At 69.0% G+C, this 22664-nt stretch carries 18 protein-coding genes and 7 pseudogenes; 9 read left to right on the top strand and 16 right to left on the bottom strand.

Translation table 11 applies throughout. From position 1 onward, the window contains the following. Nucleotides 1-11: 11 nt before the first annotated feature. From ACXKR8_RS01770 to ACXKR8_RS01760, 3 genes are all read right to left on the bottom strand, one after another. Nucleotides 12-980, bottom strand: coding sequence for a hypothetical protein (locus ACXKR8_RS01770; protein WP_458271127.1), 969 nt, complete (start codon nt 978-980; stop codon nt 12-14). 97 nt (nt 981-1077) lie between these two features. Beyond that, entirely contained in the window at nt 1078-1329 is a 252-nt protein-coding gene (locus ACXKR8_RS01765) for a hypothetical protein (RefSeq protein WP_458271126.1), read from the bottom strand. Nucleotides 1330-1820: 491 nt separating this feature from the next. Beyond that, nucleotides 1821-2105 (bottom strand): hypothetical protein, encoded by a 285-nt coding sequence (locus ACXKR8_RS01760; protein WP_458271125.1) that lies wholly within the window; start codon nt 2103-2105, stop codon nt 1821-1823. 499 nt (nt 2106-2604) lie between these two features. On the opposite strand from ACXKR8_RS01760, the gene ACXKR8_RS01755 reads away from it, so the two are divergent. Beyond that, nucleotides 2605-3378 (top strand): tetratricopeptide repeat protein, encoded by a 774-nt coding sequence (locus tag ACXKR8_RS01755; protein WP_462100237.1) that lies wholly within the window; start codon nt 2605-2607, stop codon nt 3376-3378. Nucleotides 3379-3658: 280 nt separating this feature from the next. Here the strand turns inward: ACXKR8_RS01755 and ACXKR8_RS01750 are convergent. The 4 genes and pseudogenes from ACXKR8_RS01750 to ACXKR8_RS01735 all read right to left on the bottom strand — a co-directional run. Continuing rightward, nucleotides 3659-4016 (bottom strand): annotated as a pseudogene (locus ACXKR8_RS01750) (DDE-type integrase/transposase/recombinase); the annotation flags it as partial. Between the two features lie 52 nt (nt 4017-4068). Continuing rightward, the gene (gene tnpC, locus ACXKR8_RS01745) at nt 4069-5382 is read right to left on the bottom strand and encodes an IS66 family transposase (RefSeq protein WP_462100236.1); all 1314 of its coding nucleotides are present in this window, start codon (nt 5380-5382) and stop codon (nt 4069-4071) included. Nucleotides 5383-5737: 355 nt separating this feature from the next. Next, nucleotides 5738-6376 (bottom strand): NAD(P)-dependent oxidoreductase, encoded by a 639-nt coding sequence (locus ACXKR8_RS01740; RefSeq protein ID WP_458271122.1) that lies wholly within the window; start codon nt 6374-6376, stop codon nt 5738-5740. Between the two features lie 325 nt (nt 6377-6701). After that, a complete protein-coding gene (locus ACXKR8_RS01735) occupies nt 6702-7472 on the bottom strand; it encodes an SDR family oxidoreductase (protein ID WP_458271121.1) in 771 nt (256 codons plus the stop codon). Nucleotides 7473-7565: 93 nt separating this feature from the next. On the opposite strand from ACXKR8_RS01735, the gene ACXKR8_RS01730 reads away from it, so the two are divergent. Beyond that, the gene (locus ACXKR8_RS01730) at nt 7566-8414 is read left to right on the top strand and encodes a LysR family transcriptional regulator (RefSeq protein WP_458271120.1); all 849 of its coding nucleotides are present in this window, start codon (nt 7566-7568) and stop codon (nt 8412-8414) included. Between the two features lie 120 nt (nt 8415-8534). Here the strand turns inward: ACXKR8_RS01730 and ACXKR8_RS01725 are convergent. Then, nucleotides 8535-8768, bottom strand: a pseudogene (locus ACXKR8_RS01725) (IS6 family transposase); the annotation flags it as partial. A gap of 73 nt (nt 8769-8841) precedes the next feature. On the opposite strand from ACXKR8_RS01725, the pseudogene ACXKR8_RS01720 reads away from it, so the two are divergent. Next, a pseudogene (locus tag ACXKR8_RS01720) lies at nt 8842-9369 on the top strand (transposase family protein); the annotation flags it as partial. Nucleotides 9370-9403: 34 nt separating this feature from the next. Here ACXKR8_RS01720 and ACXKR8_RS01715 read toward each other — a convergent pair. From ACXKR8_RS01715 to ACXKR8_RS01705, 3 genes are read right to left on the bottom strand one after another with little or no spacing between them, the layout of a single operon-like run. Beyond that, nucleotides 9404-11026 carry a hypothetical protein gene (locus tag ACXKR8_RS01715; protein WP_458271119.1) on the bottom strand — a complete coding sequence of 541 codons (1623 nt, stop codon included), beginning with the start codon at nt 11024-11026 and terminating at the stop codon, nt 9404-9406. Between the two features lie 14 nt (nt 11027-11040). After that, the gene (locus ACXKR8_RS01710) at nt 11041-11370 is read right to left on the bottom strand and encodes a helix-turn-helix domain-containing protein (protein ID WP_458271118.1); all 330 of its coding nucleotides are present in this window, start codon (nt 11368-11370) and stop codon (nt 11041-11043) included. After that, nucleotides 11367-12446: a tyrosine-type recombinase/integrase gene (locus ACXKR8_RS01705; RefSeq protein ID WP_458271117.1), complete on the bottom strand. Its 1080-nt coding sequence runs from the start codon at nt 12444-12446 to the stop codon at nt 11367-11369. The genes ACXKR8_RS01710 and ACXKR8_RS01705 overlap by 4 nt, the downstream gene beginning before the upstream one ends. 171 nt (nt 12447-12617) lie before the next feature. Here ACXKR8_RS01705 and ACXKR8_RS01700 point away from each other — a divergent pair. The 3 genes and pseudogenes from ACXKR8_RS01700 to ACXKR8_RS01690 all read left to right on the top strand — a co-directional run. Then, nucleotides 12618-12839: pseudogene (locus tag ACXKR8_RS01700) on the top strand (transposase); the annotation flags it as partial. A 556-nt stretch (nt 12840-13395) separates the two neighbouring features. After that, entirely contained in the window at nt 13396-14892 is a 1497-nt protein-coding gene (gene ltrA, locus ACXKR8_RS01695) for a group II intron reverse transcriptase/maturase (RefSeq protein WP_458271087.1), read from the top strand. Between the two features lie 81 nt (nt 14893-14973). Further along, nucleotides 14974-15792: pseudogene (locus ACXKR8_RS01690) on the top strand (transposase); the annotation flags it as partial. An 84-nt stretch (nt 15793-15876) separates the two neighbouring features. Here the strand turns inward: ACXKR8_RS01690 and ACXKR8_RS01685 are convergent. Beyond that, nucleotides 15877-16086: pseudogene (locus ACXKR8_RS01685) on the bottom strand (IS6 family transposase); the annotation flags it as partial. Between the two features lie 221 nt (nt 16087-16307). On the opposite strand from ACXKR8_RS01685, the gene tnpC (ACXKR8_RS01680) reads away from it, so the two are divergent. Further along, nucleotides 16308-17768 (top strand): IS66 family transposase, encoded by a 1461-nt coding sequence (gene tnpC, locus ACXKR8_RS01680; RefSeq protein ID WP_458271116.1) that lies wholly within the window; start codon nt 16308-16310, stop codon nt 17766-17768. Between the two features lie 81 nt (nt 17769-17849). Here tnpC (ACXKR8_RS01680) and ACXKR8_RS01675 read toward each other — a convergent pair. Continuing rightward, nucleotides 17850-18362 (bottom strand): annotated as a pseudogene (locus ACXKR8_RS01675) (IS6 family transposase); the annotation flags it as partial. Between the two features lie 197 nt (nt 18363-18559). Further along, nucleotides 18560-19255 carry a hypothetical protein gene (locus tag ACXKR8_RS01670; protein ID WP_458271115.1) on the bottom strand — a complete coding sequence of 232 codons (696 nt, stop codon included), beginning with the start codon at nt 19253-19255 and terminating at the stop codon, nt 18560-18562. A gap of 88 nt (nt 19256-19343) precedes the next feature. Here ACXKR8_RS01670 and ACXKR8_RS01665 point away from each other — a divergent pair, with 88 nt between their 5' ends. Then, a complete protein-coding gene (locus tag ACXKR8_RS01665; protein ID WP_458271114.1) occupies nt 19344-19919 on the top strand; it encodes a DUF4158 domain-containing protein in 576 nt (191 codons plus the stop codon). On the opposite strand, the gene ACXKR8_RS01660 is transcribed toward ACXKR8_RS01665, so the two are convergent. Together ACXKR8_RS01660 and ACXKR8_RS01655 are read right to left on the bottom strand one after the other, a co-directional pair. Further along, nucleotides 19825-20517 carry a TetR/AcrR family transcriptional regulator gene (locus ACXKR8_RS01660; RefSeq protein ID WP_458271113.1) on the bottom strand — a complete coding sequence of 231 codons (693 nt, stop codon included), beginning with the start codon at nt 20515-20517 and terminating at the stop codon, nt 19825-19827. The two genes, ACXKR8_RS01665 and ACXKR8_RS01660, sit on opposite strands and share 95 nt — an antisense overlap. A gap of 75 nt (nt 20518-20592) precedes the next feature. After that, nucleotides 20593-21114 carry a TetR-like C-terminal domain-containing protein gene (locus ACXKR8_RS01655; RefSeq protein WP_458271112.1) on the bottom strand — a complete coding sequence of 174 codons (522 nt, stop codon included), beginning with the start codon at nt 21112-21114 and terminating at the stop codon, nt 20593-20595. A 119-nt stretch (nt 21115-21233) separates the two neighbouring features. Between ACXKR8_RS01655 and ACXKR8_RS01650 the strand changes: the two genes are divergently transcribed. Then, nucleotides 21234-22298 (top strand): medium chain dehydrogenase/reductase family protein, encoded by a 1065-nt coding sequence (locus ACXKR8_RS01650; protein WP_458275278.1) that lies wholly within the window; start codon nt 21234-21236, stop codon nt 22296-22298. Nucleotides 22299-22664: the final 366 nt, after the last annotated feature.

Raw genomic sequence — 22664 nt, 5'->3', positions numbered from 1 at the left:
GCGAACCCGCTCTACAGCAGGCCGCCGAGCGGCCGGGCGCGTTCGGTGAGCTGTCCGGACAGCTGGCCGTCGGTGAGCGTGGTGTCGGTGAGCCAGTCGGCGGCGACCAGCACCTCGATGTGCCCGGCGACCTGGTCCACGGTCAGGGTGCAGAACGCGGCGGCCCGGTCGAGGTCGAGTCCGTTGTCCGTCACGCGGCCGAGGTGTCCGCCCGGGCGGGTGTGGGCGGCGGTGTACAGGGCCAGGAGCCGGTCCGCTGCGCTCGCCTTCTTCTTGCGCAGCTTCCGGTCGCCCACCACTTTCTGGGCCCAGCCGGAGATCCGCGAGCGGGTGCTCTTCCCGAGGCCGAAGGGGCTGGTCTGGTCGGGCAGCAGGGAGGGGACGGTGAACGCGGTGGGGTCCTCGGGCTGCGAGCCCATCACCTCGCCGACGGTGCCGGGCAGCGTCAGCCAGCCGGCTTCTTCCAGGCGCTCCAGGACCTGCTGCGTGTCGCCGCCCAGCCAGCCGGTCAGGTCCTGGCCGGTGATGTTGCCGGTGCCCGCGCGGGCCGCGCGCAGGACGAGCATCAGGACCGCCAGGCGCTGCCCGGCATCGGGACCGGGAGCGGCGGCCGCGGCGTAGTCCAGCACCGTGCGCGCGTGAGCAGCCTGACCAGCGGTCAGGAGGTGATCCACGACCGGCCCGCCGACCCCGGCACCCGCCCGTACCGCGGCACCGGTGTCCGTTGCGGTCCCGGGGGAGGCGGTGGAGGTGCGCTGGTAGTGCGTCTCAGCCGCTGCCTTCCCCGCGCGCAGCGCCTCCTGGCGCAGCTTGGGATCGCCGGTGACCGCGGCCCAGGTCTCGAACGCGCGGGCCTTGCGTTCGTGCAGGGCGGCGAGAGCCGCCAGGTCGGGCTGGGTCCGCACATGGTAGGCGCGGAAGGCGTCCCCGAGGTCGATCAGCTCGTCGCGCAGGTCGAGGGGCTCAAGGCCGGCGGGCACAATCCACTGTCCGACCTTCCCCCATTGCCGCTGCCCCACGCGCCACGAGGCGGCCGGGGCGTCGGTGCGGGCCTTTCGAACAGACGCTGGTGCGGCATCACCGCCAGATGACGCGGCACTGGTGCTTGCGGGACGGGTGCCGGAGAAGACCGCCGTGGCCACAGCCGGCCCGGCCGCCCCGCCGCTCTGCTGTCCGGTACCCGGCCCGGGGCCGGTGCGCCCTGTTCGGCTCGCGGGCGGGGGGAACGGCTGCGGCCAGGACCTGGCAGTCGGGGATCAGCGCCGCGCAGCGGGTGCACGTCTCGGCGATCCGCCACAGCCTGCCGGCCCGGTCGGTGTACACGCTCAAGGCCACAGCGCCCCCGCATTTCCCCGTTCCCGCCGACGGTCCCGGCACGGTGGCGACGCTTTGGGCTACTCGCAGGCAGTCCGGATCTGGGCCCACACCTCGGGCCGTCGCCATGACCGTCGGCACGCTGGACGCCGTCCCAGCATTGGACTGACCCGAAAGCAACGACTGAGGCGCTGCTCAATCCCAGCGACATGGACTTCCCTCCGACTGGGGTACTGCCGCTGCTCAGCACCAACGCTGGCGCTTGGCCCTGACAGGGCCCGGGTGCCGTCCCCGGCCGCTCGACCGGGCTTCGGCCGGGGACGGGCCGACCCCAGTTTCCCAGTCGGGGTATGGCTGTCCGGCGGCGGGCTGGCCGTACTCGTTCCGCGTTCCGCTGCGCCGGCACTTGGGCTTCGATCAGGGCCAGGATCACCGTAGGGTACCGGGGACTCGGCGTCAGCTGTTGCTCCGCAGCCGCCCGGTGTCATCGGGTGTTGCTGGCGGGCTCAGGGGTGGATTGTGAGTCCGGGGTGGTGGGACAGCATCGCGTTCACAACCGTTTCGGGTGGCACCGGCAAGGTGCTCATGGGCATGTTGGCCAGACCGTAGCCGAGTCGGGTGTTCAGGGACATGGTGTGGCGCGTGAGCTTGGGTGCTCGGGCCAAATAGGCATCCGGATCGTGCAGGACCAGCTCGATGAAGCGCTGCGAGGTGGTTCCTACTCGCTGCTCGCGAATCCGCACGGCGGCTATCTCGTCCCAGCCAAACCGTCCCAGCGTCGCGTGTTCCATTGACGTTGCCCCCCGTCTAGGTTCTGGGAGAGCGCCACTGTGACGGCCTCCCACGGTCTTCTCGCCGGAGGCCAGTACCCGCACAGTGTCGTGTAGTTCGATTGATTTGTCCGCCCTCGTCAGGCGCACTTCAATCCGTGATCACCCAGCCAGGGTTCATGGCCGCAACCTACCCGCCCCGTACGGTGGTCCTGGCAGTTTGTGACCAAGAGGGTCACGACTGGCCGCAGTTGTTGCCGAGAAGGCAACAACCGTGGTGCAGCCGGGCTGCGTGAACCGGCTGACAGCTCGGCAGGGCTAGATGAAAATGGTTGCTCCGGCGCGCTATTGCGGCACCGCGATGGTCTACCGAAACGGAGAAGCCATGAACCGGACGAGGCTGTGGGGCGGATTATTCGGTCGCCGTGGAAGCAAGTCGGCAAGTCCGGACCCGATCGCTGATCCCGACACTGGGCCATCCGCAACCCCGCGATCGTCAGAATCGCAGCGCACCTTCCTCATGGCCCCGCCAGCAGGGGCAGAGATCCCGTCGCTCACACCCGAACTCGCCCGGGGGATCGAGTTAGCCGTCCAAGGCCACATCACTGAAGCAGAGGCTATCTTCCGCCAGGCACTGGCCGACGGTGATAGGGAGGCCGGCTACAACCTCGGCGTGCTGCTCGGGGAGGACGGCCGTATCGATGAGGCGATCGCGGTCTTCCAGCAGATCGCGGACGCCGGCCATGCGGGGGCTCTGGGGAACCTCGGGTTCCTGCTGGCCGCAGTCGGGCGCGAAGCCGACGCTGAATCTACGTTTCGCCGCGCGGAAGGAGCCGGGATGGCTGATGCCGCGAGCAATCTCGCTCTCCTGCTCGCTCAGAGGGGACAGTTCGACGAGGCGGAGGCTGCCTACAAGCGCTCTTATGCGAACGGATACATCCCGGCGTCGCTCAACCTGGCCGAGCTGCTGACCTCTCAGGGGCGTGGGGTCGAGGCACTGCACCTCTTGCTTGAGGCGGCCGAGGCCGAATACCCGCCTGCGATGGTCAACTTGGGTGCCCTGCTCGGGGGTGCCGGGCGCGAGGACGAGGCCGCAGCTTGGTTCAAACGAGCTGGCGAGGCTGGCGAGGCCGACGGCTGGGCGAACCTGGCCATGCTGCTTTCTGGGAAAGGAAAGTTCGCGGAGGCCCGCGAAGCCTACGCACGGGCTGAAGGGCTCACCGAGACTGGCTTCGTCGATCCCTGGGCCGTCCCTGTCAGTCAACCTTCCGATCAGCCGACCAGCGAGGCTTGAGGAGCGCTGCACCGCCCGGTAGGCGCAGCCTTAAACCCGGGGCAATCCCGCAGCATCGGTAGACTGGCGCGGTGAAGCGTAAGTCGCAGGGACCTGGAGCAGCGGTGAGGATCCCACCCTGGCTTTCAGGGAACGACGTCCTGGGCTACGCGAAGGCGGCTCAGCTCAAACTTCACCCGGTGGATGCCTCCGAGTACCGGTGGTGGTGTTGTCACGTTGTCGGGGGTTCACGTCTCTGCTGGTGTGTCGGGGCGTGGTGGGCCGCGGTGGTGGCGGTGGGTCAGGCCGTTGTGGGCAGGGCGGTGGCCCCGGTGATGTGGTTCCAGACGGTGAGGCGGATGGTCATTTCGAGGCGGTTCTGGTGGGCGGTCAGGAGGTGTCTGCGGGGTCGGAAGTGGGGTGAGATGCCGCTGAACGCGGCCAGGAACCGTTGGGCTGAGCCGACGGAGCGGAAGCCCTTCATCGCGCGTTTCTCTTTGCCGGGTCGGCTGGTGGGAGTTCTCCGCGCGGTTGTTCAGTCCCTTGTGTGCCCGGTGTTCGACCGAGGGCATGACCTCCCGCAGCGCGGCCCCGTAGGACCGGAGCTTGTCGGTGACCACCACCCGGGGCACCGACCCGGTGGTCTTCAGGAGTTTGCGGAAGAGTAACTGGATAGGCGTGCTTGATCGCGGGTTGGCGGGGCTGGTGTGATCAGGCTGGGGTAGGTAGCCAGGGGCTGCCGCGCATGGCTGTGGTCAGGACGTTGAGCATGCGTTGGTCGTGTCGGTCAGCGGTGGCGAGGTAGGTGCGGATGGCGGCGAAGTCCTCGGCACCTCGTAGGGTGCGTAGGCACCCGGAGACCTTGATCCGCAGCTTCGCCATTCTGATGGTCTGCTCTGCCGCGTTGTTGTCGAACGGGAGTGCCAGGTCATGGACCCAGCGCAGGTAGTCGTCGTGGCGCTTGCCCAGACGCCTGAACAGGGCGTGGTGCTTGGCCTGGGTCTTGGAGGATCGTGGGGCGGTGGCGGCCAGTCCCTCGGCGACCGCGCTGCGCAGTGCGGCCAGCTCGCGATCCTTGACGGTGTCGGGAATCTGCCCGGCTCCGGCCGTGCGGGCCGCGTCGGCCGCGCTCTTCAGTGCCAGTAGTGCGTCGATGGTCTGCTCCGCCGCCCAACGGGCCGCCTCGTCGCCGCATTCCAGGACCGCGACCAGTTCCCGCAGGGCGTGCGCGCAGCACAGGGCGTGGGTGGCCTGGCTGTAGGTGTCGTACGGTGCCCAGGCGTCGTGCACGGCCACGCCGGTGAAGCCGGGGAGGATGCCGGCGGCGTCGGTGCCGCCGGTGCCGCGTCGGCGGTGGACGCTCAGGTGCACGAACATGCCCGTCGAGGCGGAGTGCAGCCAGTGCAGGCGCTCGGCGGCACGCATGCCGGTCTCGTCGAAGAACGCCAGCGGTGCGGACCTGATGCGTTCCGCGACCACGCGGCCGAAGGCGTCCAGTGACGTTGCGCAGCGTCGCACCCAGGAGGCGACGGTCCCCGGCGCTACGGGTGCGTCGAACAGCTCGCCCAGCGCGGTGGCCGTGCGGCCCTTGGACAGGAACTGGCCGTGCATGAGATAGACGCCGGTGGCGGCCAGTCGGGGGCCGTACTGCACCGGCGAGTTCACCCCCTGGGGTGCGTCGGCCCCGGTCGTGCGGCCGCAGGTGCACCGGCAGGTGACCATCCGGTGCTCGATGACCTCCAGGCCGATGCGTTCGGGCAGGTCGAAGACCTGACGACGTTCGACCCCGACCTCCTGGGCGTTGGCCAGATCGGTCCCGCAGCGGCGGCAGGCGCCCTGGGGGCGGTACTCGATGGTGTCGTCCGGATGCTCGACCTGCCGCAAGGTGGTGCCCGGTTGGCCCATCGGGCGGCCCGGACTCCGGCCGGACTTCCCGCGCAGGGACTTGGGGGCGGGCTTCGCCAACCCGTCCGAGGAGGGAGGCTTCGAGGAGTTCCTCGAATTCTGCCCCACCCGGGCCTCCAAGTCCGCAAATCTTGGCCCGGGCAGCTGCCAGCTCGATACCCAACTCGACTACCAGTGATGCGAGTTCCTCATAGGTGGGTGGCGATCCCGCAGCGGACATGACCCCAATAGACCGCACGCCAACCCTCGAGGTCAACTCGCGCAGGCCAAGACACCTATCCAGCCACAGCGGTGGCTTGGTCCTCCGGCACGACAGAGCGGACTGTTCTGGCCGGCGGCAGCCACGCCGGATCCGTCGGACCATGGACCAGGATCGAATGCGGTGTGCCCGCGCACTCTCGCGGGCGCACTGTCGCGTCGTCAGTGTCACTGGAGGCGCGCTCCATGCGGCAAGCCGAGGCCGTTGACCTACTGGTTAGTAGCCCATGGTGAATCGTGCCTGGTGGTGGGCGGGCTTTTCGAGTTCGTCGGCGAATGCGGTGGCGAAGTCCGCGCCTGAGATGTTCGAGTTGCCGTCGGCATCGGTGACCAGGACGTCGGTGCCCAGGCGGAAGGTGCCGGTCCTGGTCCCCGGGTTGTAGGAGCCGAAGGAGCCGGCCGGGCTGAGGTAGAACCAGTCGACGCCGGTGTCCGCCTCTTTCAGGGCATCCAGCAGGCGTGCGTGGGCCTCGGCATCGGCCCGGTACTCCTGCGGGAAATCCGCGTCGATCACCAGGGGGCCGCCTTCGGAGACGCGAAGGCTCGCAGCGCCGCCGACCACACCCAGCCGTCCACCGCCGGCCGCGGCCAGCAGCGCCGGGACAGCCGCCGCCAACTCCTGCCCATCGTCTTGGCGGGGCACGGTGGCCACGACGATCGCGTCCGCTCCCGCCGCGGTAGCGGTAAGGAACCGTGTGTCGTAGATGGAGCCGCTCCGTACTTCCAGGTGCTCCCTGGGGGTGACCTTGTCGGGGTTGCGGGCCACGCCGACCACGTGGTGGCCGCGCGCGAGCAGTTCATCGGCGATGTGGCCGCCGGCGTAGCCGCTGATCCCGAGGACGACGATCGTGGACATGGTTCTTCCCTTGCTGTGTCGACCAGGGGGTTCCGGCCGGGGCGGGAGTGAAAGGTAGCGACGGGTGTCGTATGCCGTGGTGTCGCAGAGCGGCGTGCCGTTGGACACGGCCCCGGCAACTGCAGTGAATCAGCCTGTGGTGGTCGGCGCACGTTGACCCGCCGGTCCTCGCACCACGGCTTGAGGCGCCGTGCCACAGGCTGGCAGTGCCGTGGGAACCGGACCGCCTGTCGTGGATGGCGAAGACGGGATGATCACAATAGGGGCGACGGTGCCCGGTATCCGTCGCCGCGGTCCGCGCCGGTGTCGAGGCGGGTCCCGCGTGCTACCAGGCGATGGGGCCGTATCCGCCGTCGCCGTCGCCTTCGGTGGTCCAGATGTGGCCCCACAGGATTCCCGACGGGCCGTCGTCGGGCAGTGTGGCCAGGTGCACGCTGGCCTCGGCTCCCTCGGCGGCGGTGCGTACACCGCGGTGGTTGGTGAAGTCGGTGGCGGTGAAGCCGGGGTTGGCGGCGTTGACCTTGATCGGGGTGTCGCGCAGTTCCTTGGCGTACATGGCGGTGAGCATGTTGACCGCGGTCTTGGAGGAGGGGTACTGCGCCGAGGCGCGCATCTGTCCCAGGGGGCTGGTGGTGCTGGTCTGGGCGGAGATCGAGCCGACCTCGCTGGACACGTTCACGATCCGCGCCGCCTGGGCCCTGCGCAGCAGTGGCAGCATCGCGTTGGTCACCGCTACCAGCCCGAAGACGTTGATGTCGTAGACCGCCCGCATGTCCTCCATGGAGGTCTCGCTCGGCAGGGTCATGCGTCGCGACACGGTGGAGGTGCCCGCGTTGTTGACCAGGATGTCCAGGCGCCCGAACCGTGCCTCGATCCACGCCGCGGCCTTCGTGACGGACTCCTGGTCGGTCACGTCGAGCTGGACGAAGTGGGCATCGGCCCCCTCCTGCCGCAACTGGCCCTCGGCCTGTCGGCCGCGCCCCTGATCGCGGGCGCCGATCAGCACCGTCGCGCCCAGCTTCGCCAACTGCCGGGCCGTCTCCAGCCCGATTCCCTTGTTGGCACCGGTGACCAGGGCAATCTTTCGTTCGCTCATAGCGACCATGCTGCATCGCGCCCTACCGGGTGTCCAACACCGATCGGGTGGGTGGCGATACCCGTCAGGTATCGGTCCGGGTACCGTGGCGGTATGGAGACCCGGGAACTGCGTTATTTCCTCGCCGTTGCCGAGGAGCTGAACTTCGGACGCGCCGCGCGGAGGCTGGGGATCGCCCAGCCGCCTTTGTCGCGGGCCATTCAGCAACTGGAGCGCAGGCTGGAGACGGATCTACTGGATCGGACCAGTCGCACGGTCAAGCTGACCGAGGCCGGCTCGGTGCTGCTGGTCGAGGGCCGGGCAGCCTTGGAAGGGGTTGACGCCGCCGAACGACGCACGCGCCGCGCGGGCCTTTCCGCGACCGGGCGTCCCGGTCTGGTCCTGGTCACCAAGGCCGGCATGTCCAGCGAGCTACTGGCAAAACTGCTCGACGCGTACGCCGCCGAACCCGGCGCGGTTCCCGTCGAGGTCATCTTGTGCGGCCCCACCGAGCAGGAGCGGCTCCTGCGCGAGGGCCGGGCCGACCTGGCACTGCTGCACCGTCCGTTCGACTCGACGGCCGGGTTCGACACCGAAGAACTCGGCACGGAGGGCCAGGTAGCGGTCTTGCGTGCCGGGCATCCGCTCACCGTTCGCGCCCATGTGCGGATGGCCGATATCACCGGGCTACCGGGGCTGCCCCTGCCGCGCTGGCCCTGCCCCGACGGCACCTACCCGCCCGGTCCCGGGCCGAAGGTCCGCGACCACGCACAACTGCTGCAACTCGTCGCGCTCGGCCGCGCCTGCGCGGTCTGCCCGGAGTCGTGCCGGGCCCAACTGCACAGCAACCTGGCTGCCGTGGCCGTCCTGGACGCGCCGAGCGTCACGACCGTCATCGCCTGGTCGCCGCGCAGCCGGTCCACGGCCCTGGCCGACCTCGTCGGGACAGCGACACGGCTCTGAGCTCGACCCCTGCTGGTCCACAGTCCAGACGGGGCACGGGTACCGGCGTTGTCAACTTGCTGGAACCTGCAATGGCGCGGTTCGGGTTGGGACGTGTCTGGTCGCGGTGAGGTCCTTGGTTCAGGCCGTCGCGGGCAGGGCGGCGCCGGTGGTGAGGTGCCTCCAGGTGGTGAAGCGATCGGTCATCTCGTTGCGGTGGTCGGGTGCGGTCAGGAGGTGTCGGCGGGGTCTGGAGTGCGGGGAGATCTGGCTGAACGCGGCCAGGAACCGTTGGGCCGATCCGAGGGAGCGGAAGCCTTTCATCGCGCGTTCTCTTTGCCGGGTCGGCTGGTGGGAGGGTGTTGTCACGTTGTCGGGGGTGCATGTCTCTGACGGCTCTGGCCCGTAATCGGTGGTGACGATTAGTGACAGCGTGCCAAGATTGGGCATGATTGACGTCAACTCGCTTGTGGCAATGGTCTTTTCCGGGTTGTCTGCGCTGGTCGTGGAGGATGTGGCGGACGAAGTCGAGGTGATCCGGGTCGTGGCGCGGACGCGGGGCGGTCCGGTGCCGTGTCCGGCCTGCGGGACGTTGACCTCGAAGGTGCACGGCTTCCACGGCCGGACCCTGATGGACGTGCCGGTGGACGGGCGGCGGGTTGTCGTCTCGGTGCGGCTGCGGCGTCTGGTCTGTCCGGTTCTGGGATGCCCGCGGCAGACATTCCGCGAGCAGGTGCCCGGCCTCGTGGAGCGCTACCAGCGCCGCACCCACCGCCTTGACAGACAACTCGGCTCTGTGGTCAAGGAGTTAGCGGGCCGGGCGGGTTCCCGCCTCTCCCGCTCCCTGGCCTTCGCCGTCTCCCGTTCGACGGCCCTGCGCAAGCTCATGCGCCTGCCGATCGCTCCACTGCGCGTGCCGCGGGTGATCGGCATCGACGACTTCGCACTCAAACGCCGCCACCGCTACGCGACGATCACTCCGCCGTGGGTTCCGGCGAACTGAGGGGTTCTCAGCGGGAACCCGAGGGTCTGTTGGTGTGCTGGTCGTTGGTGGACCCGTGGGTTCGGGAGGAAGCTGAGGAGTCGGTTTCCGCGGAGGACTCCAGGATCTGGCGGGCTGCGGTGGCATAGCGGATCGCGGTCATCTCGGCGATGCCGAAGACCTCGGCGAGGTGGAGCGGGTCGGGGCCGTGGGTCAGGGCTTCTTCGAGTTGGCGGTCGATGCGGAGTCGTTCAAGGGTGGCGACCTGGTGGCGGAGGGGGTTGGTGAGCCAGAGCCGGCCGACCGGCTCGGTCCCCAGGGCGGTTCGCCGGTTGATCAGCAGGTGGGGGTTGGCGGTGTTCGGCCATCGCTGTCGGCGGCAGTCGAGCCAGTCGGTGATTGCTTGGCGCGTGGGATCGTCCAGGGGGCGGGCGCGTCCGGCGAGGACGAGTGTGCGCTGGCCGAGGTCGATGTCCTCGAGGCGGAGTTCGGCGATGGTCTTGGACCGGGCGGCGTGGATGGCGGCCAGCAGGATCACGACCCTGGCGGTGGGGGTGGTCGCGGCGGCTACCGCCTGATGGATCTGGCCGGCCTCGAGGGGGAGGATCACTGCGTAACTGCGGCGTCCACGGCGGATCCGGACGGTGGGATCGCGGAAGATGGTCCCGGTCGCTTTGCAGTGCCGGAACAGCGACCGCAGCGAACTGAGTGTGTGGTGGAGTTCGCTGCCCTGGCGCGCTTCGGCGACGGCTCGCAGCTCTTCGCGGGTGACTTCCCGCAGGTGGTCGTGGTCATTCGACCATGCCAGGAGCACGGGTGCGACGCTGCTGAGGTAGTGCCAGACGGTGCTCTGGCCCCGCGGTCTGCTGCGCGGTCCGCCGTCGAGAAGGGTGCGTGCCCAGTCCTCGGCATCGTGGCGGATCCCGGGGGCGACGCCCTGGAGTTTGCGGTCCAGCCATCGGGCGACGGTGGGCTTGTCGTCCTGGAACAGGCCGAGCCGGTTCAGGACTTCGATGGTGCGTCCGGTATTCAGTCCGCGTTCCCGCAGGGCCGGGAGCAACTCGCAGTAGCGCACGGTGTCTCCGGCGGTGAAGCCCGACAGGGCGATGACCAGTGCGCGGTCCACGTCGCGGGCGGTCCAGTGCGTCCAGCCCCGGGCCTCGCCGAACTCCCTCGCGAAATGGCGTGCCTTGACGAGCCAGGGGTTGTCCAGGTCCTGGTCACGGCGTCGATCGAAGCGTCGGTAGTCCCGGGGCGCGTCGAGCAACGACATCTGGATCCATGGGGACGGTGAGCGTGCGGGTTCCGGTGCGTGCCGCGCGGGACGGCGGCCCGCCCTGCCCAGCAGGGGGCCGGGCTGGCGGATGCGATGCATCCTGGCCAGGAACAGCTGCTGGTGCTGGAGCTGTGCGAGGTAGGGCGCGAGAACGACGACATCTCCGTTGGTCCTGGCCTCCAGGCTCGCCTGCAGCCAGCACAGCCGGCAGTAGCCCTTCTTGGTGGGCACCGACCGGTGGCAGGCCGAGCACTGGCCCACCTCGTGGAGGCCGGCGAAGGTGAAGCAGGCCCGGCAGGAGTATCCGGGCAACTGCCCCCAGGAGAAGCAGGCCTTGCAGGAGGACGCCGGTTTGTCCGTTCGCGGTGGTGTCATCGTCTTGTTGCCCGTCACATCGGAGGAAGAGAGCGGCCGTCACGACGCCGGGGCACCACGCTCGGCGCCGTCCCGCCGGAAGCCACCGCCGCCTGCTGCCCGTCGCCGTGTCCTGGCCGGGACACCTTCTCGGGCTCGGGGACCAGGAGGTCGGTGATCTCGCAGCCTAGGACCACACAGATGACGTCGATATCGTCGAGCTTGAGGGAGACCGGCTGACCGGACCACAGACCCGACATCTTCCCCGCTGAGATCACCAGGCCGTGCTCGGCCAGGCTCCGCTGCAGGTCGGAAGCCTTCCAGACGCCATGGTTCGCCGCCGTCAGCCGCAGGTTCCACTTCATCGGACCAGACTTCCCAGCCGCCGTGCGGCCCGTTCGTTGCCGGCCATCCAGGCGTCCTCGACCCGGGTGCGGTGCACGTGGACGTAGCGCATCGTCGTGGCGATCCACGAATGCCCCAGTACTTCCTGGATCGAGATCAGGTCCAGGCCGTTGAGATACAACTCGGACGCGCAGAAGTGCCGCAGCACATGTGGCGTCAACTTGTCTGTCCAGGCGGGAAGATGGGCTGCCGCCGCGTCGGCGAGCCCGGACCTCAGGGCGTCGTCGCCGACCCGTCGCGGTGAGCCGTCCACGCTCTTGCGTTCGGAGGGGAAGAGCGGGACTCCGGGCCGGGTGTGGTCACCCCCGAACTGGGCCCATACGTCCTGGATGAACCACTGCAGGGTCCGCCCGGCGTCGTTGATCAACGGCACCATGCGCTCACGCGGGCCCGAACCCCGCGAGCCCTTGCCATAGCGGACGTGTAGTTTCCCGAACCGGCCCAGGTCCCACTTGATGTCACCCAGATCCAGACGGCAGGCTTCGTTGACCCGCAGCCCGACCTCGGCCATAAGCCTGGCAGCCGCGTAGTTCCGGGCCGTCGGGCCGAACTTGCGGCACGTCGCCAACTCCCCGCCCCAGCCCGTGAATAGCGCGGCGACCTCGGCGGTGTTCGGTGGGATCCGGAGCTGGGCGTCCTTGCTCCCGCGAGGCCGGTTCATCTCATCGATCGGGCACTCCAGGACCCGGCCGGTCATCTGGTGGATCTCGATCTTGTGCCGCAGTTCTAGGAACGCGAAGTACGTGGTCAGAGCCTGGGACCGCGCCAGGCGGGTGCCGCTGGGCGACCCTCGCAGGACCTGGCCGAAGTAGGAGTCCGCATGCTTCGGCTCCATGTCCCACAACGGCTGCCCGAACCAGGTCCGCATTTGCTCCAGATTCCCGACGTCGCCGCGGATGGTGCTGTCCGCCAGGCCCGCCGACGCCCGCGCGAGCACGAAGCCGGCCAGCACGTCCGTCTCGAATCGCTCCAGTTCACCCGCCGAGACAGGTGCCCGGAACTCGCGCAGATCCCTCACGACCGCCAGCGAAGCCAACCCGAGCCTCCTCGCCTTCGACCAGACCGCAGATCGGTCAGACAAGATGAGAACGCTTCAGGAATCCCGAAGTTACGTCACCGTCCAGCAAGCCACCCGAAGGAGGAAGAACGCCCTGACCACAGGGGCAATCACCCACCCGACCGCAGGGGAGCTCACGGGATGTGCCACATCATCGACGCCGAGACCGGCGAGCGCATCGATGTCCTGCCCGACCGCAGTGCGGACACGCTGGCGAAGTGGCTGCGCGAGCACCCCGGAGCCGCGTATGTGTGCCGCGACGGATCCGGCTCCTACGGGGAGGCAATCCGCCGATCCCTGCCGGAAGCAGTGCAGGTCAGTGACCGATGGCATCTATGGCACGTGCGCCGTGAGGCGCTGATTGATCGAGTGGAGGTGGGAGACCTTCGCCGCTGTCCTGTCGCAGCAGGGCGGTGAAGCTGGGGGCAGCCTGACCCGGGAGGTGCCGGGGAGGGTGGCAAGCGGCCCTGACGAAGCCGGGACGTGTCAGCACTGCCAGATGGTGCGGGTCCGGCGAGCGAGACGGAGAGGTATACGAGAGGAACCGGTGTTCGAAGCCTCCTAAGGTGACATCAGCTCGAACCTGGCGGATCTGGGCTGGTTGCGGTGCGTGCTCGCCGGTGCCAAGGCGGGCAACTTCCCGGCGGTTTCTGCCAGAGCGCCGGGGAGGCCACGGTGAAGTGCTGCGGGGTAGCCGTGGCGATGCCGCGGGGGTATAGCCGGGTGCCTACTCCGACGATCGATCAATCAGTGAACACGGGAACCTCCCCGGCTCTGCCCGGGTTCCGCGCGGCCAGCGCGGGAACCGGGCTGGGTCCACCGTCGGCCGACCGGGCCGGGGAGGGGCGGAGCCGCCGTAGTACTCCGAGCCGGGGAGAGCCCGGCGCATGGGGAAGGGCGGCAGCGAGATTGCAAGGGAGGAACTGCAATGTCCGAAGACACCGGGGTGGATGCCCTGGTCGCGTGGCCCTCGGTGCTGGTTGCCGAGGCGCGGGTACGGAAGATGCAGACCAAGCTGCACCGTTGGGCGGTAGCCGATCACGGCTTCCGGTTCGACGATGTGTTCAACTTCGTCTGTGACCCGGCCGTCCTGGTGATGGCGTTTGAGCGGGTCGCGGGCAACACCGGAGCCCGGACAGCAGGCGTGGACGGCGTTCGCGCCGCCGACGTCCTGGCGTCCGGAGTGACAGCGCACCTGAACCACATCCGCGACCAGCTCCGGGCCGGGGCCTTCCAGCCCCTGCCGGTGCGCGAACGGATGATCCCCAAGGCGGGCGGGAAACTGCGCCGGCTGGGGATCCCGACCGTTGCGGACCGGGTGGTGCAGGCTGCGTTGAAGCTGGTCCTGGAGCCCGTGTTCGAGGCGGATTTTCGTCCGTACTCCTACGGGTTCCGGCCCAACCGGCGTGCACACGACGCGATCGCCGAGATCCACCTGTTCGGCTCTCAGGGATACCGCTGGGTGCTGGACGCGGACATCGAGGCGTGCTTCGACCGCATCGACCACACGGCCCTGATGGGCCGTGTCCGGGCGCGGGTGAAGGACAAGCGGGTGCTCGCGCTGGTGAAGGCGTTCCTCAAAGCCGGGATCATGACCGAGCTCGGCGAGCGGAACGAGACCGATTCGGGAACCCCGCAAGGCGGGATCCTCTCGCCGCTGCTGGCCAACATCGCACTGTCCGTGCTCGACGACTTTGCCGCCGAGCAGTGGACCAGCATGATGGGCAGTCGGCGCGATCGCGAGCGGCAACGGCGGCGGGGCCTGCCGACCTGGCGACTGGTCCGCTATGCGGACGACTTCGTCGTCATGGTCCACGGCACCCGCGAGCACGCCGAGGCGCTTCGCGAGCATGTGAGCGAGGTCCTGGCCCCGATGGGCCTGGTGCTGTCAGAGGCCAAGACCCAGGTGGTGCACCTTGCGGACGGGTTCGACTTCCTCGGCTTCCGAATCGTCTGGATGCGGAAACGCGGAACGGACAAGTGGCACGTCTACACGTTCATCGCCGACAAACCGGTCGCGTCGCTGAAACGGAAGATCAAGGCACTGACCCAGAAGTTGTCGCATCTCGATTACAAGATCACGCTGATCCGGATCAACCAGATCCTGCGCGGCTGGGCCAACTACTTCAGGCACGCGGTCGCCAAGCACACCCTGCAGACCCTGCACACCTTCGTCTGGTGGCGCATCGTCCGCTGGGTGATGCACCGGCACCGCATGACGTGGACGGCCATCCGGCGATGGCTCCGCGGCCCCAACGGGCGGTGGAAGCCCATCGAAATGGACGGGATCCAACTGTTCGACCTCGGCAGAGTACCGATCACTCGGTATCGCTACCGAGGCACGAACGGCATCCCCAGCCCTTGGCCGGACGCTCTGGGCAGCCCGTTTCCAACGGATGATCTCGTGGAGAGCCCGGTGCGGTGAGAGCCGCACGCCGGGTTCGGAGGGCGGGTCGGGGAAACCCACCGGGAGTAATCCCGGCAGGGCGCCCCGGCCCGACCCATCAACCTGTGTGGCAGAGCCCTGTCCGAGGTCCGCGCCCACGCCGCGTGCTGGGCGACCGCGAATCCGGCCCGCCCCGCCGGGGTCCGCGAGCAGACCACCCTCCAGCGCTGGCGGCACGTCCACGACCTGCTCGGCAAAGGCGTCGGCCTGCTCGAATGCGCCCGCCGCCTGGACGTGGCACTGAACACCGTCAAGCGGTACGCCCGCATGACGGAGCCCGCCCCCCAGCGCCGGGTGCCGCAGTACCGGACCACGCTGGTCGACCCCTACCGCGACCACCTGCGCGAACGCCGCGCCACCGACCCAGCCGTCCCCGCCACGCAACTCCTGCGCGAGATCAAGGAAATGGGCTACACCGGCAGCGCGAACCTGCTGGTGCGGTACCTCACCCAGGGCCGCGCCGAGGGCGACCGGCCCACCATCACCCCCAACCGCCTGGCCCGACTCCTCCTGACCCGCCCCGACAACCTGCGCGACAAGGACACCGAACTACTGCGAAACCTCACCACGTCCTGCCCAGAGATGACCGAACTCACCCGACTTGCAGGCGAGTTCGCCCAACTCCTGACACCCATAGAGGGAAACGACGCGAAACTCACCACCTGGATCAGCCAGGTCCGCGCCGCTGACCTGCCCCACCTGCATTCCTTCGCCAACGGCCTCGAACTCGACCGAGCCGCCGTCGACGCCGGCCTCACTCTCCCGTACCACAACGGCCGCACCGAGGGCGTCAACACCAGCACCAAGAAGATCATGAGGCAGATGCACGGCCGCGCCGCCTTCCCCCTCCTCCGCCAACGGATCCTGCTCCAGTCATAGCCACGGAGGGCCACCACCGATTACGGGCCAGAGCCTCTCTGACGGTGTGTCGGGGCATGGCTGGGCCCTGGTGGTGGCGGTTGCTCAGGCAGCTGTGGGCAGAGCGGTGGTGCCGGTGATGTGGTTCCAGATGGTGAGGCGGATGGTCATTTCGAGGCGGTTCCGGCCGGCGGTGAGGAGGTGTCTGCGGGGTCGGAAGTGGGGTGAGATGCCGGTGAACGCGGCCAGGAACCGTTGGGCTGAGCCGACGGAGCGGAAGCCCTTCATCGCGCGTTCGCGCTGCCGGGTGGGTTGAACCCGTAAAGAATCAAGTCCGCGTGTCGCCGCCTCGCAGCCGATGAGCTGAAAGCGGCTGAGAGCTGCAAAGCCGCCGCTGCGATCCCGCTCGACTTCACGCCATAACGGTGGCCTGACTGCGCAAAGCTGCAGCTCGGGGCTACTTACCACGTGACTGGTTACCTGCCCTGTCCTCGCCGGGGTTGATCTTGTAGGCCTGCCTGGTTGATCATGGGGTCATGTCCGAGAGCGAGTTGCCGAGCTATGCGGAACTCGTCGGGCTGGTGGGCGAGTTGCGGGCCGAATTGTCCCAGGTGCGTGCCGAGCTGGCTGCGGCCAGGGTCGAGATTGCGGAGTTGCGGGCGGAGAACACCGAACTGCGTCGGCAGTTGGGGATGAACTCGCGGAACTCCTCGAAACCGCCGTCCAGTGACGGCCTGGCCAAGCCGAAGTCGTTGCGCAAGCCCTCGGGGCGCGGCCCGGGCAAGCCGAAGGGTTCGCCGGGCGGGGCATTGCTCCAGGTTCAGGCCCCGGACCGGATCCGGGTGCACGTTCCGCTCGCGTGCACGGGCTGCGCGGGCGCGCTGGCGGACGCGCAGGTGGTGTCCGTGGAGCGGCGGCAGGTCTTCGACCTGCCCGAGATCCGACCGCAGGTCACCGAGCACCGCATCGAACACCGTCGCTGCGGATGCGGGACCACGACGGCGGCCCCCGCGCCAGCCGGGGTATCGGCCCCGGTCCAGTACGGACCGGGGGTTCGGGCGATGGCTGTGTACCTGCTCAACCGTCAGCACCTGCCCTACGCGCGGTGCGCGGAACTACTGGCCGACTGCCTGGGCGTGAAGGTGGCCACCGGCTCGCTGCTGGCGTGGAACGAGCAGGCCGCCGACGCGGTGACGGCGCACACCGCCACCGTCCGCGCGCAGTTGATCGACTGTGAGGTGGTCGGCTTCGACGAGACCGGGGCCCGGGTCGCGGGGCGGACCTGCTGGGTGCACACCGCCTGCACGCGCACACTCACCCTTTACTCCGTGCACGCCAAGCGCGGTGTTCTCGCGTTCGAGGCGATGGGCGTCCTGCCCCGCTTCACCGGGATCGCCGTCCACGACGGCTGGAAGCCCTACAAGACCTACACCGCAGCCGCCCACGCCCTGTGCAACGCGCACCACCTGCGGGAACTGGCCGGTGCGGTGGAAAACGCCGGCCCCGACGCCCCACAGGAGTGGGCTTCGCAACTGGCGGAGTTGCTGGTGGAGATCTGGGACACGATCAAGGACGCCCGCACCGAACACGCGTGGGCAAACGGATTCAGCCTGGACGAACTGGAACGCTACGCGGACCGCTACGACACCCTCATCACCGCCGGACGCCGACTGCACCCGGCCCGCGCACCCGGGACCCGATCGAAGCGGTCGAAGACGGCGAACCTGCTGGACCGCCTGGACACCGAACGCGACCAAGTGCTCCGCTTCGCCTTCGACTGGCGGGTCCCCTTCGACAACAACCGCTCCGAGCAGGCGATTCGCATGGTGAAGGTGCAGCAGAAGATCTCGAACGGTTGGCGCACCTTCCAGGGCGCCGAGCGGTTCCTCGCCATGCGCGGCTACCTGTCCACCGCCGCCAAACAGGGCAGGAACCTCCTCGACGTCACCCGCCGACTCTTCGACGGCCGCGGAGCCTGGATCCCCACACCGACCTGACCAGGTAACAGGTAATCAGTCACCTTACCACATATGGATCGCCAGAATCACGACACGCGGACTTGATTCCTTACAGGTTCGTTGGTGGGAGTTCTCGGCGCGGTTGTTCAGTCCCTTGTGTGCCCGGTGTTCGACCGAGGGCATGACCTCCCGCAGCGCGGCCCCGTAGGACCGGAGCTTGTCGGTGACCACCACCCGGGGCATCGACCCGGTGGTCTTCAGGAGTTTGCGGAAGAAACGCCTGGCCGCGGCGGTGTCCCGGCGGTTCTGCACGAGGATGTCCAGGACGTCGCCGTCGGCGTCCACGGCTCGCCACAGGTACCTCTGCTCGCCGTTGATCTTGATGAAGACCTCGTCCAGGTGCCACTTGTCCCCGGGCCGAGGGCGCCTGCGGCGCAGCGCGTTCGCGTAGTCCTGCCCGAACTTCAGCGTCCACCGGCGGATCGTCTCGTAGGACACGACCACCCCGCGCTCCAGCATCAGCTCCTCGACCTCGCGGAAGCTGAGCGGGAACCGGAAGTACAGCCACACGCAGTGCGAGATCACCTCCGCCGGGTACCGGTGATTGCTGTACGACGGCGGCACAGACACCACGAAACGACCCTCCCGACAACGAGCAACTACAAGATCATCCTACCGCCGCCAGACAACGTGACAACACCTCTTCCCCGACTACGGTGATCACCACGGAGAGAAGTCCCTGGCCCAGCTGGCGCTCAAACACCTGCGCAGCGGCAGGCCGCCGCGGAAGCGGAAGCAGTAGGGACGGAGCCAGCGGGGGGCCCACACCACTACAGGTGGGCCCAGTGGCGTCGGGCGCGTGCGTCGCCGATGGTCGCAGAGCTGACGTGGTAGCGGGCGGCGAGTTCGGTGGCCGGGGTGGCGGGTTCGGCGCGGATCTGCCGGACCTGGTCCTCGGTCAGTTTGTGGTTCCAGTGGGCTTCGCCGGCAAAGCCGCCGCGTTGGGCGGTGGCCCGCACCCGCGCGAGCGCGGTGGTCAGGTACAGGTGGGCGGGTGCTACGCAGGCGAGCTGCTCGCAAGTGCGGGCGACACGCAGGTCCGGGGGGACCGGGCCGACGCGCTCCTGCCACAGGGCCCGCGCCATGGTGGTGCGCCTGCCGTCCACATCGACGGCAGGGGCCCGCCTGGCATCACTCTGGCCGTCGACCAGTAGGCAGCCGCCCGCAGTCGGCACCAGCCTGCGCGCCAGGCGCTCGGTGACGGTACCGCCCGACGCGCCACGCCCGGTCGCCCTTGCGTGCGCGGGGCGCACACAGGCTGAGTGGGAGCAGGTCCTGCGCACCACCAGCCCACCGGCCGGCACGCCTGCCTGCTGTTCCCACAGCCAGCGCCGGACCACCACCGTGTGCTCGTCATGGTGGACGACGGGCCGCCCGTGGCGGTCGGTACTGCCCGCCCACAGCCAGTGGCCCCCATCCAGGCGGATGGCACTCCTGATCTGGTTGTCCAGCTCGCAACGGCTCATGTCATGCAACGGTGCTCCCGGCCTCGGTGTACCACTCGGTGGACACGCCGCGAGCCTCAGCCGATCTTGGTGTGACCACGACTGACAGATGGCGGTCGGGTTGTCGGCCGTGCGAGGTCATAGAGGGATGCGGATTCGTAAATGGCGGAACTGCCGACGGACAGTTGGCGGAGCCGGCTGCGGACAGTCCGGGCTCGCTCGTGGGGTGTCGTACGACTTGCAGGGCGACCGGATCAAGCGCCACCGCGAGGAGATCCGTGAGGCGTTCGGGTTGCGGGCGGGCACGGAGGAGGACCAAGAGCGGCTGGCCGAGTGGCTGACGGCCGGGCTGTGCGGGGTGGAACTGTCGGGTGACCGGTTGTCGGAGGCGGTGGTGGCCCGCTGTCGCAGTGACTTCGTCGAGCTGCCGGCCTCGGCCAAGGTGCGGCGTCTGGCGGGCAGGGCGGTCCGGGACTTCGATAAGCGGTTCTGCCGTTCCACCGTGGACCGGCTGCCCCATGCGACCGATCGTGGTTGGAGGGTCTGGTCGTGTGCGTGGGCGATGCTCATGGCGGTCCGCAACCCGGGCGTCAGTTGGCCGGCCCCGGGGTGCGGATGGCTCCGTCGATCTCCAGGTCGATCAGTCGCTGGGCCTGGATGGTGTGGTCATCGAAGATGCCGGTGAGTTCGAGGCTCACGATGCCGTGGACCCGGGTCCAGATCAGGACGGCGGCGAGGGCGGCGCTCGGCGGGGTGTCGGGTCGTTCCTGGGTGCGGGCCCACGCCTGCAGCTGGCCGTCCAGGGTTGCGTTGCCGGTGCTGGCGGGCGCGTCGCCCTTGGCGGCCAGCAGCATGTCGATGAGCAGTGCCATCGCCTGGTCCAGCGGGGTCCGGGTGGTCACCGACGCGGGCAGGTGGCCGGCGCGCTCGCCGAAGAGCATTCCGTAGCGTCGGCGGTGCCGCAGCGCCCAGCCCCGGTAGGCGGCGACCAGGACCCGCACCCGTTCGCGCGGCTCAGGGCCGCCGCCCTGCACGGCTTGGCCCATTGCTGTGGTGAGCTGCTGGTAGGACAGGGTCACCAGGTGCGCCACGAGCGCGTCGCGGGACGGGAAGTAGCGGTAGACCGCGGGGGCGGACATCGCCATGCTCCGCCCGATCGCCGCGATCGACAGGGAGTCCACGCCCTCCGCGTCGATGATCGCGAAGGACGCCTCCTCGATCTCCCGCAGGGTCTGCGCCCGCAGCCGCTCGCGCCGGTTCATGGTCGGAGACGTGTTATCCATCTTCGCAGTGTAACGAGCACCACGAGTTCGGACCGGCATCTCGTTCCACTACGCCCAGTAACGCTCTGAGCGGTGTCATGCCGTGGCGCGGCGCTCGCCGCCCAGGCCCGCCAGCATGGCCTCGACCTCGGTTCGGTAGAGCAGCGCGGGTTCGATCCCGGTGGCTGCCAGGTGCCGACCCAGTTCCAGGCTGATCAGGCCGTGCAGCCGGCTCCACCAGACCAGTCCGAAATGCAGCACCCAGGTCGGCGGGCCGTCCTGCTCGCCGTGGTCGTACCAGTGCCGGATCTGTTGGTGCAGTGCGGCCGGGATCGGTGCGGCGGGCGGGCGGCCGGCCTTGGCCACGACGCCCAGCAGCACGTCCATGCCCCGCTGCGCTGCCAGCGCGATGCGCTGGTCGGCGCGTTCGGCGCCGGTGCCGTAGCTCGTTCCGTAGGCCAGGTGGTAGGCGTGGGGCTGCGCCAGGGCCCAGTGCCGGTAGGCGTGGGAGACCGCCCTGACTTGTGCCGCGGGGGACGAACCCATGGCCGCGGCCTTGATCTGCGCCACGGTCTGCCGTCGGTACCGCTCGCGTCGGGTCGGCTCCGGCTCGGGCATCACCCTTCACCCCACTTCAAAGTTTCTGCTTGACGCAGTGTGACACATAGCCTCATAGTTATGACTAGTAACAGAGCAACGCTAAATCGCATAGATGCGGAGAGTCCACTATGAGCGGGATGAACGCCACCGCCGGGACGACTGTGACAGCGACCGAGATGGTGCTGCCGGGCAAGGTCGAGGCCTCGGGCCTGCGGCTGGACCAGCGCGAACTGCCGGCACCGGCCGCCGGGCAGGCCCTGGTGCGGGTCGAGGCGACGGCCGTGTCCTTCGCCGAGAGCGCGATGCGCAGGGGTCGCTACTACGGCCAGCCGGCTTTCCCCTTCGTGCCCGGCTACGACCTGGTCGGCGTCGTCGCGGACGTCGGCCCCGGGGTGGACCGTGCGCTGCTCGGCCGTCGCGTCGCCGCTCTGACCAAGACCGGTGGCTGGGCCACGGCCGTCCTGCTGAGCGCCGCCGACCTGGTGGAGGTGCCCGACGGGATCGAGGCGGCCGAGGCGGAGACGCTGGTCGTCAACGGCCTGACCGCGTATCAGATGCTGCACAGCAGCGCGAAGGTGCAGGCCGGGCAGACGGTGCTGGTGCTGGGCGCCAGCGGCGGGGTGGGCACGATCCTGGTGCAGCTTGCCCGCCACGCGGGCGTCCGCGTGATCGGCACGGCCAGCCCGCGCCACCACCAGGCGCTGCGCGCGCTGGGAGTGGAGCCGATCGACTACCGGGACCCCGACCTGGCGGTCAGGGTCCGGGCGCTGGCCCCCGACGGCGTGGACGCCGTGTTCGACCACCGTGGCGACGCGAGCGTCAACCGCTCCTACCGACTGCTCAACCGCACCGGAACACTGGTGGTCTACAGCATCGCGGCCAAGCTCAACGACACCAGCCCCATCATCTTCGACTTCATGAGGCTGCTGGCGAAACTGGCGGTCTGGAACTACCTGCCCACGCGCAGGCATGCGAGCTTCTACGACGTCTGGGCGCGCCACGGCAAGCCGGGCTCGGCCAAGCGGGAGGCCTTCCGGACCCGGATGCGCACCGACCTCACCCACGTCTTCGGCCTGTTGCGCGACGGCGCGCTCACCGCGCAGATCGCCGCCCGCTTCCCGCTGGCCCAGGCCGCCGCGGCCCTGGAACTGTCCGAATCCTCCAGCCGCACCGCCCTCGGCAAGATCATCCTCCTGCCCTGAACGAAGGCACACCACTCGCCCGACAACCCGACGCCACCAAGGAATCCATCATGAAGATTCGCACCGCCAAGCGCTCACTCACCGTCCTGGCCGCCGCCACCCTCGTCGTGACCGCCGCCACGGCATCCGCGTTCCGCCGCACCCTCGTTCATCTCTTGCTGCGGGGCTCGCCGCCGATAGGGCGGGGTGGCTCTCCAGGTGAGGCAACGCCGGGTTCGGCTACGAGATTTCCACCCGCGCCGCGGGTGGACGGTGACCGGTCCCGGATCGGCGGCCTGCTCGACGTGTGTCGATAGCGGGGCAGCGCTGGCATTGGTACGTTCGTTCTAGCGCGCCCGTATGGCGCGCTACGCCCCCGGTGCCTTG

Source organism: Streptacidiphilus sp. PAMC 29251, from assembly GCF_054208735.2.
The sequence above is the reverse complement of the archived record's forward strand: the minus strand, read 5'-3'. Positions and strand labels throughout refer to the sequence as shown.

Coding starts and splice junctions, on each gene's coding strand:
- ACXKR8_RS01710 (WP_458271118.1), bottom strand. CDS start 11,370: ATGAAGTGGAACCTGCGGCTGACGGCGGCGAACCATGGCGTCTGGAAG.
- ACXKR8_RS01670 (WP_458271115.1), bottom strand. CDS start 19,255: ATGAGCCGTTGCGAGCTGGACAACCAGATCAGGAGTGCCATCCGCCTG.
- ACXKR8_RS01755 (WP_462100237.1), top strand. CDS start 2,605: ATGGCCCCGCCAGCAGGGGCAGAGATCCCGTCGCTCACACCCGAACTC.
- ACXKR8_RS01650 (WP_458275278.1), top strand. CDS start 21,234: ATGAACGCCACCGCCGGGACGACTGTGACAGCGACCGAGATGGTGCTG.
- ACXKR8_RS01660 (WP_458271113.1), bottom strand. CDS start 20,517: ATGGATAACACGTCTCCGACCATGAACCGGCGCGAGCGGCTGCGGGCG.
- ACXKR8_RS01655 (WP_458271112.1), bottom strand. CDS start 21,114: ATGCCCGAGCCGGAGCCGACCCGACGCGAGCGGTACCGACGGCAGACC.
- ACXKR8_RS01740 (WP_458271122.1), bottom strand. CDS start 6,376: ATGTCCACGATCGTCGTCCTCGGGATCAGCGGCTACGCCGGCGGCCAC.
- ACXKR8_RS01760 (WP_458271125.1), bottom strand. CDS start 2,105: ATGGAACACGCGACGCTGGGACGGTTTGGCTGGGACGAGATAGCCGCC.
- ACXKR8_RS01730 (WP_458271120.1), top strand. CDS start 7,566: ATGGAGACCCGGGAACTGCGTTATTTCCTCGCCGTTGCCGAGGAGCTG.
- ACXKR8_RS01715 (WP_458271119.1), bottom strand. CDS start 11,026: ATGACACCACCGCGAACGGACAAACCGGCGTCCTCCTGCAAGGCCTGC.
- ACXKR8_RS01735 (WP_458271121.1), bottom strand. CDS start 7,472: ATGAGCGAACGAAAGATTGCCCTGGTCACCGGTGCCAACAAGGGAATC.
- tnpC (WP_458271116.1), top strand. CDS start 16,308: ATGTCCGAGAGCGAGTTGCCGAGCTATGCGGAACTCGTCGGGCTGGTG.
- ltrA (WP_458271087.1), top strand. CDS start 13,396: ATGTCCGAAGACACCGGGGTGGATGCCCTGGTCGCGTGGCCCTCGGTG.
- ACXKR8_RS01665 (WP_458271114.1), top strand. CDS start 19,344: ATGGCGGTCGGGTTGTCGGCCGTGCGAGGTCATAGAGGGATGCGGATT.